Here is a 12,571-nt window from a genome sequence, read left to right as displayed (position 1 = left end):
AGAATAATAAAGGTATTTTTGATATGATAAAGACAGAAAGATATAGGAGGAGGATTCCTGTGGAAACACACCGCGTGCTAGTAGTTGAAGATGACAAAAAAATTGCAGCTCTACTAGCTGATACTTTAAGAAAATACCACTATGAAGTGCATACAATAGAAGACTTTGATCAAATTTTGGAGGAGTTTACTGCCTTTAACCCTCACATCGTATTGCTGGATATAAACTTGCCATCCTATGACGGCTATTACTGGTGTCGTCAATTAAGACAGCTGACTACTTGCCCAATTATTTTTGTTTCTGCGAGATCTGGCGAGATGGATCAAATATTCGCTCTTGAAAATGGCGGTGATGATTTTATCACCAAACCTTTTCATTACGAAATCGTCCTAGCAAAGATAAAAAGTCACTTAAGAAGAACCTATGGTGAATATGCAACAAAACAAGAGGAAAGAGTAGTTAAGACAGGTAAGCTACAGTTGTTTTTGGAGCGCATGGAGCTACATATTGGAAACGAAGAAATTCCTTTACAAAAGAAGGAATGTACGATATTAGATTTACTTATCAGAAATCATCCAAAGGTCGTAACACGGGAACAGCTTCTGGAGGAACTATGGGACGATCAATCATTTGTGGATGAAAATACGCTGAATGTGAATATGACACGTGTTCGAAAAAAGCTAGCGGATTATCATGTTATTTCTACGATTGAAACTGTACGAGGAGCAGGTTATCGCTTAAACCTAAGTTCGGAGGAATCATAAGATGTTTCGTTTATTTATAAGAGAGCATTCCATCTTTATTATATTTCAGTTTTTTCTTGTGCTATTTATTATGCTCCTCTACTGGTTGGACGGCTTTCGCAACATAGATACTGCAGTTTATTCCATTGTTATTAGTACAATCCTTACACTAACCTTTTTAGGGACCCTTTTTGTAAAAAGGATGTCTTTTTATAAAAAGATTCTCTCTGTTCCCAACAAAATTGAGGTTGTCCTACAAAAAGAAGCTCATTCACCTGAGGTAAAGCAGGTTGAAATCTATTTACAGCATATTTATCGCTTGTACCAAAAAGAGGTCCAGCTCCTTTACGCTACTCAAAATAGACATCTGCAATTTATGAACAGTTGGGTGCATCAAATGAAAACCCCAATTTCAGTATTAGAAATGATGAGCCAAAATGGAGAGCAGGTAGATTCAAAAAGTGTTCTAGAAGAGACCGACCGGTTGAAGCGTGGATTAGAAGCGGTTCTCATGAATGCCAGACTAGACACATTTGAAGAGGATATGCATATCGAACAGGTTAATTTGAAGGAAGTTGTGACAGAAGAGGTTTCTAAAAATAAACGATTATTTATTAGTCATCGTGTTTATCCTGTCATTGAAATGGACGAGAACTGTGTAATAGCGACAGATGCCAAATGGATTCGTTTCGTAGTGGCTCAATTTTTGACAAATGCCGTTAAATATACGATGAATGAAAATAAAAAAATATTTTTTGAAACAACTATTGAAGACGACAAAGTAATACTGTGTGTAAGGGATGAAGGAATTGGCATACCGGCTTCAGACATTAAACGAGTAACCAAGGCTTTTTTTACTGGAGAAAATGGACGAAAAAGTGGAGAATCTACCGGTATGGGATTATATCTTGCGCAAGAAATTTGTAATCGTTTAGGCCATAAAATGAAAATTAACTCTAACGTAGGTGAAGGGACGACTGTTTCTATCCTGTTTGAAAAGCTAGAATCAATAGAAAGGACTGAAATGGATGTCGATATTAGTACTTGATGATATAACAAAGGTTTATGAAGGGAAAGTGGCTCACCTCGCCATCAATCAGCTGAGCTTTGAAGTGGAAAAGGGAGAATTTCTTGCGGTAATGGGACCTTCAGGAAGCGGAAAAACCACACTACTCAATATAATATCCACCATTGATCGCCCTACTTCAGGTGACCTTCTTATTAATGGTTTAAATCCTTTAGAGCTTAACAAGGATGATTTATCTCTATTTAGAAGAAGACAGCTTGGCTTTGTATTTCAAAACTTTAATCTGCTCCCAGCGCTCACTGTGGAGGAAAATATGGTCTTGCCTTTAACATTGGATGGGCAGCCAGTGGAAAAAATGAAGGAGAAAGTAGAAAAAATTGCGGAATCACTAGACCTGATGAATATTCTGGAGAAGAGACCAGCCGAAATATCTGGTGGTCAAGCACAAAGAACTGCAATAGGTAGAGCTTTGATACATAGACCTTCTATTATTCTTGCTGATGAGCCTACCGGGAACTTAGATTCGAAAGCTGCACGAGACGTGTTAGAAGTATTGACACAGGTTAATAAACTGAGTGACACGACCATTATTATGGTGACACACGATCCAATAGCGGCAAGCTACTGTGATCGAGTGTTGTTTATCAAGGACGGAGAATACTTCAATGAGATATACAAGGATGATCGTAGACAAACGTTCTTCCAAAGAATATTGAATGTTCTTTCTCTGTTAGGTGGAAACGTGAATGACCTGAATTCATTACGAATCTAATTTAAATTCTTGGAAATAAAAAATAGGTGGAAATGTAAATGACTTTTCAACAATTTGCTTATCATAATGTCATAAGGAACAGCAGAGTATACGCGGCTTTTTTTCTAGCTAGTAGCTTCTCTGTCATGGTGTTCTTCGTCTATACGATGCTAATGTTTCATCCAAAGATAGAAGACCAGTTTTTACGTGATATAGCATTTGGTGGGATGCTTATTGCCGAGATTATATTAATCATTTTTACTTTGTTCTTTTTGTTTTATTCGATGAGCGCATTTATTCAGGCTAGGTCACATGAATTTGGCGTCCTATTGAATCTAGGAATGCAAAAGCAACAGCTGAATCGTATGATTTTCATAGAAACGATGCTGTTAGGGCTAATATCAGTCACAGTAGGAATATTTTTTGGATTCTCCTTTTCTAAATTCTTTTTTATGGTTATCCGTGAGCTTTTCTTGCTGGATAGTTTGCCTTTATATTTGTCGTGGAAACCATTTGCACTGACAATTATTGTTTTTGTCACGTTGTTTGTTGTAATATCCATCAGTAGTGTAGTGTTTATTCGAAAAAGAGACATTATACAGCTGCTCAGAGGCTATAGTAATGATGAGGGACCTACCTCTTATAAGAAGTGGCGAGCAGTTTTAGGCTTTGTGCTCATTTTAACTGCGTATGGTCTAGTGATTTACTCCGCATTTCAAATGCATATTGCACTTAGCTTTGTTATAGTGATTCTCGCATTTTGGGGGACCTATTACTTTTACACGGACAGCATATTATATTTGTTACAGGTTATTAGGAAAAAGAAAAAACTATACTGGCATCCCTTTCGATTAATCGCTTTTGCAGATGCATCCATTAAAATACGAGAGAACGCTAAAATGTTCTTTGTAGTAACAATCGTTTCCTGTATAGCCTTTCTTTCAGTGGGAATAGTAACTTCTTTTACTTCTTTCACGACACAGTTTAGAGAGCTGAATCCCGTAAGTATCTTCTATTCAAGCGATTGGGACAACCCCTTTGAACAGCAGCATGTGATGAAACTTACAGGGGAACTGCAACGAGAAGGACTTTCCTATGATTTAGTTAAGTTTCATTTGAAAATACAGACTTCTTCTAGCACTAGAGATCCTATAAACATTATTAAAGAGTCTGAAGTGAATAGTCTAGCACTCGCTCTCGAGATTCCATTTATTGATTTACAATCGGGGCAGGCCTTGCTAGTGCCGAATACGAAAGAGGATTTTGGTAGCGTGCAGGTCGAAAATGAACAGACAGTCCTTGAGGAAAGTAATATTCCTATTCGCATTCAAGGCATTTATACAAAGCTAATATTCCCATCATTGGCTATTAAGAATAGATCCATAATAGTTAGCGATGAGGATTATATGCTTATAACCGAACCACTTACGGGCTATGGGATAAAGGAATCATCGATGACTTTTTATGCTTTTCACGTTTCTGAATGGCTTCGGACCAAGGATATAGGTACGGATCTTGATCGAATTATGAATGAGACGGTAAATGCAACAGGAACGAATCCTAATCCATTTTATTATGTAAATCCAGGTTTAAACTATTCTATTATTCGTGCAACCTTCTCCTTGCTTCTTTTTACGGGACTGTTAGTAGCAGCAGTGCTCATCCTTGCGGCAGGTAGCTTTGTCTACTTTAAGCTCTATACAGACTTAGAAAGAGATAAAAAGCAATATGATGTACTGAGAAGAATGGGAGTAACAGATCAGGAATTGGTTAAAATCGTCAATAGACAGCTTATTCCGCAATTCTTCTTACCATGGGGATTGGCAATGATTCATAGCACCTTCTCTTTTTTATTTTTACAGGCATTCTGGGTAGAGCTAGCTGCCGTATCTATAGCTAAAGAAATGCTATTAGTGTTAATAGCCTTCACGATTATACAGCTCTCCTATTTTTACTTGATCAGATGGAGATATATCGCGCATATTCTAGAATAAAATTGAAGTGGGAGTAAGGGGGATTTCCTTGCTCCTCATTTGATTAGTTGGCATATTAGATATCGCTCAAATGGTGCAAACCTTCATTTTATATTGAATTGTCAAAACTTTTCTTATATAATTAATATTGGGGATTATGAATGACCATTCATTCAAAATAGATGGGAGTTGTAAAAATGAGTTTAGTGACACACGTTCAACAAAGGGCATTAAAAAATCCGGACAAAATTGCATATCATTTCATGGGGAAAGATACAACATACGCAGAGTTCAATCAGTCCGTAGAACGTTTTGCGGCAGCTTTGAAATCATTAGGGGTAGAAAAAGGAGACAATATTGGCTTCTTGCTCGGAAATTCACCCCATTTTTTAATATCTCTTTATGCTTCGATGCGTTTAGGGGCAACTGCAGTACCGATCAATCCAATTTACACACCAGATGAGATTAGCTACATCGTAAAAAACAGTGACGCTAAAGCTATTATTGCGTTAGATGCTTTTATACCGTTAGTAGAAAAGGCAGCTGGTGTTTTTTCATCCGTGGAGAATTATATAATATGTGAGACTGATCCAACTACAGCTGAGAAGCTAGCGGCTCTTCCCTCTCTATTAAAGCCAAAGGTGAAATCGTTTACATATTTGATATCTACTCCGGCTGAAGCAGTGCCTCTAGTGGATGTAGATTCGGATGATACAGCTATTATTTTATATACCTCTGGGACAACTGGTCATCCAAAAGGTGCCATGCTGACATTTGACAATATTTATTCGAATGCTCGTGACGTGGCTGAGTATTTAAACTTTAGCACGGACGATCGCATAGTTGCGACTCTTCCAGTGTTTCACGTTTTTGCACTGACAGTTGTTGTGAATGCGCCATTATTAATGGGAGCTACTATTTTATTAGTTCCTAGATTCAGTCCACAGGAAGTTTTCCAAATCATTAAAGAGCAGAAGGCAACTGTGTTTGCAGGTGTGCCAACGATGTTCAACTTCCTATATCAATTCCCAGAAGGAAAAGTGGAGGATTTCTCTACAATCCGTTTAGCCATTTCCGGAGGTTCTTCTTTACCGGTTGCTCTTTTACACAATTTTGAGGACAAATTTAAAGTTCGTATTTCGGAAGGGTATGGTTTATCCGAAGCATCTCCAGTTACTTGCTTTAACCCAATCGATCGTGACCGTAAGGCGGGCTCTATTGGTACTTCTATCGTTAATGTAGAAAACAAAGTGGTTAACGAATTAGGGGAAGAGGTACCGGTGGGAGAGGTTGGCGAACTGATTGTACGTGGACCAAATGTCATGAAGGGCTATTATAAGATGCCTGAGGAAACGGAAAATGCAATCCGAAACGGCTGGTTATATACTGGAGACCTAGCTCGTCAAGATGAGGAAGGGTATTTCTATATCGTAGACCGTAAAAAGGATATGATTATCGTAGGTGGCTACAATGTTTACCCTCGTGAGGTTGAGGAAGTGTTGTTTGCGCATCCGGGTATTGTGGAAGCGGCAGTCATTGGAGTTCCAGATCCTAACTTTGGTGAAGAGGTTCTTGCTTTCGTTGTGAAAAAGGATGAATCCTTAACTGAGGAGCAACTTCATGATTATTGTGCTGAAAAACTAGCAAAATACAAAATACCAAAGAGTATAGAATTTTTAGAGGAGCTTCCTAAAAATACGACAGGTAAAATATTGCGTCGTACTTTGAAGCCAACATCTAAAACTAAATAAGCTGCCAAAGTGCCTCCTAAATAGGAGGCATTTTTTGTTCAATGAAATGCTAGAGTACTAGACACATAGTAGAATGTACTCTTAGTTTTCTTTGATATAATGTTAGGAAATTAAAAAATGATTCATTTTTAAGGTGAAATAAAGGGTATTGATTTCGAATGTCGAAATAAATGGAAATACAGAAATGAAAGAGAGGAATAATGAATGAATAAAAGAAAGCTAGAAGCAAAGGATTTATTCAAGCTACAGTCCATCACTAATCCTGTAATTTCTCCATCTAACAAGGAAGCAGTGTTTATCCGTACGGAGATGAGTGAGAAGGATAACAAATATTATGCATATTTGTATCATGTTAATTTAGAAACAGATGAGGTGACCCAGTGGACACACCAAAAGGAAAATATTTCGTCCCCTAGATGGTCCAACGATGGAAAATACATAGCCTTTTTGTCTAACCGAGAAGATAAAAATCAACTGTTTTTATTATCAACCAAAGGTGGAGAATCAAAAAAGCTAACTAATCTAGAAAAAGGAGTTACTAGTTTTAATTGGTCCCCTTGTGGCAAGAAAATATGGTTTGTTGCACCTTTAAAAGAGGGAGCAAACTGGGATGATGAGCCTAAAAAAGAAGAAAACAAGAAACCAGAAGCATACGTAGTAGATAAAATGAAATATCATGCAGACGGTGTTGGATTATTACCTCAGGACGTATATAGACAAATTGGAAGAATCGATCTTGAAACAGAAGAAATCGAACAGTTTACAAAAGGTAATCATCAACATAGCCTTCAGGCAGTCTCTTATGATGGCAAAAAATTAGTCATTGGAGTTAATAGAGAGGAAAATCAAGACTTTTCATTTAAGCAACCGATTTATTTGGTTGACACGGAAACAAAAGAAGAGAGCTTATTAGTGGATGAGGATGGATATTTCGGCGGAGCTTCTTTTTCCTATGACAATCAGTATATTGCTTTTGTTGGAGCGAATAGAACTTTTCAAAATGCTACCCATGCGGAAGTGTATGTATATAATACTCAAACTGGTTTAAAAGAAATACTAACAGAAGGTATTGATGCGCCAGTCGGTGATTATGCTGGAGGTGATTTACAACAAGGTTCCAGTGCACCGAATGTTGTGTGGACAAAGGATAACCATTTATATTTCCAGCTTTCTTCTATGGGAGATGTGCGGCTCTATTTTGCTTCTTTAGAGGGTGAACTATATCCAGCAACACCTGAAAATGAGCATGTATACGGCTACGATATTGCAAATGATGGCACTTTTGCGCTTGGTACAATTAGCAATTCAGTATTTCCCGGGGAATTATTTAGGCTTAATTTGACGACTGGTGAAAGAAAAGCACTTACTTCATTCAATGAAAAGCTTTTAGAGGAAGTAGAGCTTGTCGAACCGGAAGCGATTGTTTATAAAGGAGCGAAAGAATGGGATGTCCATGGCTGGCTTATTAAACCAGCAGGCTATGTAGAAGGGAAAAAATATCCGCTTGTTGTAGAGATTCATGGTGGTCCACATACGTTGTACGCAAATACATTTTTTCACGAACTGCAGCTACTGGCAGCCAAGGGATATGGTGTTTTATATGTAAATCCGAGAGGAAGCCATTCATATAGTCAAGAATTTGTAGATGCCGTAAGAGGTGACTATGGTGGAGGGGACTATGAGGACATTATGGCAGGTGTTGACTATGTATTGTCTGAATACGATTGGATTGATAAGGAACGATTAGGGGTGACTGGAGGAAGCTATGGTGGTTTCATGACTAACTGGATTGTCGGACATACGAATCGCTTTAAAGCAGCCGTGACCCAGCGTTCTATCTCCAACTGGATTAGTTTTTATGGAGTTTCCGATATAGGATATTACTTCACACCTTGGCAAATTGGTGCGGACATGACAGATATTGATAAGCTATGGGATGCATCTCCTTTAAAGTATGCTGTGAATGTCGAAACTCCTTTGCTTATTTTACACAGCGAAAATGATTATCGTTGTCCAATCGAGCAGGGGCAACAGCTCTATATCACTTTAAAGGGAATGGGGAAAGAAACAAGCTTTGTCCGTTTTCCTCAAGCAGATCATAATTTGTCGCGTGTTGGACTACCAAACCTTCGTCAAACAAGACTCGAACAAATTACTGGCTGGTTTGAAAAATATATCTAGAAGTAAGAAAAAGAGGCTGGGACGTAAGTAGATTCAGCAAGGTAAAAATGCTGTGAGTAGATTGATACTTTATTCTGAATGAATTTCGTTTTGGTAAATATAAATTTAACTAAAGATGTCCTCTTTCACTTGATATCGAAGAAATTTTAGTTGTTCGGAGCGAAGGTGCGACTCCTAGGGGATAAGCGCGTGGGAGACTCAACATGTACCCACAGGATAGCGTCTGCGGTTGCGGAGAACAGCGAAAAGAGTCCCGGAAATTTACTATTAGTAAATTTCCGGGACTCTTGAATTTATAAGGTGGGTTTTGTCCCGGCCTCTTTTTTACCGTTGATTTGACTTTTTATGAAAACCATTTTTGTAATAACTAAAAACTAAGCCGATGATCCAAATCGGTCCAACTATTACAGCAACTCTAGTGTCAGGAAAATATGCCATAAGACCAAGCACTAATATTAAAAAGGCTAGCACAATGTACGAACCATATGGATAAAATAATGCCTTATAGGAAAGCCTTGAGACTTCACCCTTAGTTAAGGATTTGCGGAATTTTAATTGGGATAATAATATAATTCCCCACGTCCAAACAGCTCCAAAGGTGGATATGCTCGTTACCCAAATAAATACCTTTTCCGGTACTAAATAATTTAATAATACGCCTACTAATAACAGCGTAGCTGAAAAAATAATCGCTTTAGAAGGAACGCCCGTGCCACTGATTCTTTTAAAGGATGCAGGAGCTTGCTTTTGCTCTGCCAGATTAAAGAGCATTCTTCCTGTGCTAAAAATTCCACTGTTACAGCTTGATAAAGCAGCAGTCAATACGACAAAATTAATAATACCCGCTGCAGGTCCAATACCGATTTGTTCAAACATTAAAACAAACGGACTACCATTATTTCCAACTTCGTTCCAAGGATAAATCGACATAATGACGAACAATGCTCCAACATAGAACAATAAAATACGCCAGAATACTGTATTGATAGCATTAGGAATAACTTTTTTAGGATTTTTTGCTTCTCCTGCAGTTACCCCGATCATCTCTACGCCTAAATAAGCGAACATGACCATCTGAAGGGACATGAAAATGCCGGAAATCCCATTCGGTGCAAAGCCACCGTTTGTCCATAGATTGCTAATACCTACGGCTACACCGCCATTCCCGATTCCAAAAATAATAACTCCAAGTCCGACGAAGATCATAGCAAGGATTGCTATGATTTTAATAAGCGCAAACCAAAACTCGAATTCTCCATATGCTTTAACCGCTATCAAATTAACTAATGTCATGATAACTAAAGCTGCTAATGCCCAAATCCATGATGGGGTATCTGGAAACCACATTTTCATGTATACACCAACCGCTGTAATTTCGGCCATACAGGTAACTACCCATAAAAACCAATAATTCCATCCGGTTATATATCCTGCTAGTGGACCCAAATAATCCTTTGCGTATCTGCTAAAAGATCCCGATACTGGGTTATGTACTGCCATCTCCCCAAGGGCACGCATGATGATGAAAATAGCTAGACCGCCAATAATATAGGAGATTAGGATGGCTGGGCCAGCTAATTGAATGGCTGTTGCGGAGCCTAAAAATAACCCCACACCTATTGCAGCACCTAATGACATTAAGGTGATATGCCGTTGTTCTAAGCCTCGTTGTAATTGCTGATTTCCACCCAAGAGAGTAGCACTCCTTTTACATATGTACTTTTTTACAAATAACACTCTACCACAATAGAAACTATTTAGGAAATATTCTTTAAAAAGAATAGTGTGATAAAATTATATGCAAGTATGTTAGGGGGCATGAAAGTGCAAGAGATTATTATAAGACCTGTAAAAGAAGATGAATTATATCGTTTATGGGAATTGAGCCTAAAAGAGGATTATCCAGAATGGAAAAAATGGGATGCCCCCTTTGAGCCCTACACTTCCATGACATATGAACAATTTATCCAGAAAAAAGACTATTTCATGAACCAAGAGGATTTTTGGGGGATATATGTGAACGACGATTTAGTAGGTTCGCTTTGTTATTATTGGGAGCATGAGGCTTCCCTGTGGTTAGAGATGGGGATCCTCATTTACGATCCAATGTTCTGGAATTCAGGCATCGGAACCAAAGCGCTTAAAATGTGGATTGATCATCTTTTTCACGAAATGCCCCTGATACGTGTTGGTTTTACAACATGGTCGGGCAATGAACGAATGGTCAAGGTTGGAGAAAAGTTAGGAATGACAATGGAAGCGCGCATGAGAAAGTGCCGTTTACATAATGGGGTCTATTATGATTCTATCCGTATGGGATTATTAAGAGAAGAATGGGAAGAACAAAATGAATCATTTACTTGAACTAAATAGTGTAACTAAAAATTACTGGAAAACAGAAGGGGATAGTCATCGTCCATTTTTGTTTGAAAATATCACTACTATTATTACCTCTCCGCAACGGGTGGTTTTATTGGGTAAGTCAGGTCAGGGAAAAAGCACTCTGCTACGCACAATTGGTTTAATGGAAGAATTTGACCAAGGAGAATTAAAGTATAAGGGTAATTCCTCCAAATCTCAGGATGCTCGTGAATGGAGAATGAACATCGCTTATGTGTCTCAGCATCCGGTTATGCTTCCAGGAACTATAGAGTATAACTTGAAAACAGTAAGTCGTTTACATGATAAACCCTTCGCAGAGAAATATGCAAAAAGTTTAATGGTGCAGTTGGGGCTCCAGCATCTCAGCTGGGACAAGCAAGCGAAGGATTTATCAGGTGGGGAAAAGCAACGAGTGGCTCTTATCAGATCACTTCTGTTAAGACCAACTATTCTATTATTAGACGAAGTAACCGCTTCTCTTGACCAGCAGAGTAAGGAATACGTGGAGGGTCTACTTCTAAAGCTTCACAAGGAAGAAGACATTTCATTTATTCTTGTCACGCATGATACCCAGCAGGCAAAGAGTATTGGTGAGCGGATATGGCTAATGGAGGATGGCAAGCTATCAATTGATACTGATGCTCGTTCATTTTTTGATGTTTCGATGGACGAGGTGTTCAAATGAGTTTTTTAGCGCTTAGTTTTACTCTTTTATTCGTGATTATTACGATGCTAGTTTCAGTTTGGCAAAAGCTTGATTTGGAGAAAGATATTGCAGTAGGAACGGTTCGTGCTGCAGTCCAATTATTAGCAGTCGGTTACGTCTTACAATTTGTGTTTCAGTCCGAGAATATATTTTTTATCATTTTAATAATATGTGTGATGATCGTAGTGGCAGCTATGAATGCGGCAAAACGTGCTAAGGGAATGACTGGCGTTGTCTGGAGAATCATTTTGTCGATCGCGACAATGGAGATATTAATGATGGGGTTGCTACTCAGCCTACATATTATTGAGGCGACTCCTCAATATATCATTCCACTAAGTGGGATGACCATCGGTAATGCAATGGTTGCTTGCGGGTTATTTTTAACTCAATTAAAACGGGAGACAGATACTTCAAAGGGAGAAATAGAAGCACTTCTTTCACTCGGAGCTACAAGCAGGCAAGCTGTACAAGACGTGCTAAAGCGTTCAGTTAAATTCAGTATGATTCCAACTATTGATGCCATGAAAACAGTGGGGCTAGTCCAGCTCCCAGGGATGATGACAGGAATGATTATTGCCGGAGCAGACCCAGTTGAAGCAGTTCGCTATCAAATATTAATCATTTTCGTATTTACAAGCTCCTCTGCCATCACAAGCATAATGCTAAGTATGCTTTGCTACAAAAACTTATTCACGAAGGACTTACGCTTGAAGAGTTAATATACTGGAAAATATAGAAGACATTGAAGGACGGGGAAAAGTTAGTGAACTTTGTGAATAAAACAGCATTAGTGCAAGGTTCGGCTCCGTCTCTGCAATGTTTCAATCGATTAGTGCAAGGTTCGGTCGCAACTCTGCAATGTTCTACTCCATCACCGCAAGGTTCTCTCAAGTCTACTTAATATTTCATGCTCTCTGCAACACTAAGCACCTTCTGCGCAACACTTGTCCACCTCACTGCAACACTTTCCGAGTTACACGCAACACTCCCCAAAGTTTTTCACAACACTTACTTCCATCTCCGCAACAGTGTCATTTCCCGTAACACTACGTCC

10 protein-coding genes are annotated in these 12,571 nt (G+C 38.6%); 9 read left to right on the top strand and 1 reads right to left on the bottom strand.

Going from position 1 to position 12,571, the window contains the following annotated elements:
• Positions 1-59: 59 nt before the first annotated feature.
• The 6 genes from ACQKNZ_RS14810 (at position 60) to ACQKNZ_RS14785 (ending at position 8,426) form a co-directional block, all read left to right on the top strand.
• Positions 60-764 (top strand): response regulator transcription factor, encoded by a 705-nt coding sequence (locus tag ACQKNZ_RS14810; RefSeq protein WP_144539124.1) that lies wholly within the window; start codon positions 60-62, stop codon positions 762-764.
• A 1-nt stretch (position 765) separates the two neighbouring features.
• Positions 766-1,791, top strand: a complete 1,026-nt coding sequence (locus ACQKNZ_RS14805; protein WP_144539122.1) for a sensor histidine kinase — start codon at positions 766-768, stop codon at positions 1,789-1,791.
• On the top strand, positions 1,772-2,542 hold the full coding sequence (locus tag ACQKNZ_RS14800; RefSeq protein ID WP_144539120.1) for an ABC transporter ATP-binding protein: 771 nt from the start codon (positions 1,772-1,774) through the stop codon (positions 2,540-2,542). Before ACQKNZ_RS14805 ends, ACQKNZ_RS14800 begins: the two co-directional genes overlap by 20 nt.
• A 38-nt stretch (positions 2,543-2,580) precedes the next feature.
• Positions 2,581-4,515, top strand: coding sequence for an FtsX-like permease family protein (locus tag ACQKNZ_RS14795; protein ID WP_144539118.1), 1,935 nt, complete (start codon positions 2,581-2,583; stop codon positions 4,513-4,515).
• A gap of 176 nt (positions 4,516-4,691) precedes the next feature.
• Positions 4,692-6,245, top strand: a complete 1,554-nt coding sequence (locus ACQKNZ_RS14790; RefSeq protein ID WP_151113042.1) for a fatty acid--CoA ligase family protein — start codon at positions 4,692-4,694, stop codon at positions 6,243-6,245.
• Positions 6,246-6,449: 204 nt separating this feature from the next.
• Positions 6,450-8,426, top strand: a complete 1,977-nt coding sequence (locus ACQKNZ_RS14785; RefSeq protein WP_151113044.1) for a S9 family peptidase — start codon at positions 6,450-6,452, stop codon at positions 8,424-8,426.
• A 324-nt stretch (positions 8,427-8,750) separates the two neighbouring features.
• Here the strand turns inward: ACQKNZ_RS14785 and ACQKNZ_RS14780 are convergent, their stop codons facing one another.
• A complete protein-coding gene (locus ACQKNZ_RS14780) occupies positions 8,751-10,118 on the bottom strand; it encodes an amino acid permease (protein ID WP_144539114.1) in 1,368 nt (455 codons plus the stop codon).
• 126 nt (positions 10,119-10,244) lie between these two features.
• Between ACQKNZ_RS14780 and ACQKNZ_RS14775 the strand changes: the two genes are divergently transcribed.
• Genes ACQKNZ_RS14775 through ACQKNZ_RS14765 form a run of 3 tightly spaced genes read left to right on the top strand, consistent with a single transcriptional unit; the run spans position 10,245 to position 12,236 of the window.
• A complete protein-coding gene (locus ACQKNZ_RS14775) occupies positions 10,245-10,790 on the top strand; it encodes a GNAT family N-acetyltransferase (protein WP_225216122.1) in 546 nt (181 codons plus the stop codon).
• Positions 10,774-11,493, top strand: a complete 720-nt coding sequence (locus tag ACQKNZ_RS14770; protein WP_427660441.1) for an ABC transporter ATP-binding protein — start codon at positions 10,774-10,776, stop codon at positions 11,491-11,493. The genes ACQKNZ_RS14775 and ACQKNZ_RS14770 overlap by 17 nt, the downstream gene beginning before the upstream one ends.
• The gene (locus ACQKNZ_RS14765) at positions 11,490-12,236 is read left to right on the top strand and encodes an ABC transporter permease (protein WP_427660439.1); all 747 of its coding nucleotides are present in this window, start codon (positions 11,490-11,492) and stop codon (positions 12,234-12,236) included. Before ACQKNZ_RS14770 ends, ACQKNZ_RS14765 begins: the two co-directional genes overlap by 4 nt.
• The last annotated feature ends 335 nt before the right edge of the window (positions 12,237-12,571 follow it).

It is taken from the genome of Psychrobacillus sp. NPDC093200 (assembly GCF_050280345.1).
Taxonomy (GTDB): domain Bacteria; phylum Bacillota; class Bacilli; order Bacillales_A; family Planococcaceae; genus Psychrobacillus; species Psychrobacillus faecigallinarum.
This window is presented reverse-complemented; position numbering and strand designations above follow the sequence as displayed.

Coding starts and splice junctions, on each gene's coding strand:
- ACQKNZ_RS14765 (WP_427660439.1), top strand. CDS start 11,490: ATGAGTTTTTTAGCGCTTAGTTTTACTCTTTTATTCGTGATTATTACG.
- ACQKNZ_RS14795 (WP_144539118.1), top strand. CDS start 2,581: ATGACTTTTCAACAATTTGCTTATCATAATGTCATAAGGAACAGCAGA.
- ACQKNZ_RS14785 (WP_151113044.1), top strand. CDS start 6,450: ATGAATAAAAGAAAGCTAGAAGCAAAGGATTTATTCAAGCTACAGTCC.
- ACQKNZ_RS14775 (WP_225216122.1), top strand. CDS start 10,245: ATGAAAGTGCAAGAGATTATTATAAGACCTGTAAAAGAAGATGAATTA.
- ACQKNZ_RS14770 (WP_427660441.1), top strand. CDS start 10,774: ATGAATCATTTACTTGAACTAAATAGTGTAACTAAAAATTACTGGAAA.
- ACQKNZ_RS14805 (WP_144539122.1), top strand. CDS start 766: ATGTTTCGTTTATTTATAAGAGAGCATTCCATCTTTATTATATTTCAG.
- ACQKNZ_RS14790 (WP_151113042.1), top strand. CDS start 4,692: ATGAGTTTAGTGACACACGTTCAACAAAGGGCATTAAAAAATCCGGAC.
- ACQKNZ_RS14800 (WP_144539120.1), top strand. CDS start 1,772: ATGTCGATATTAGTACTTGATGATATAACAAAGGTTTATGAAGGGAAA.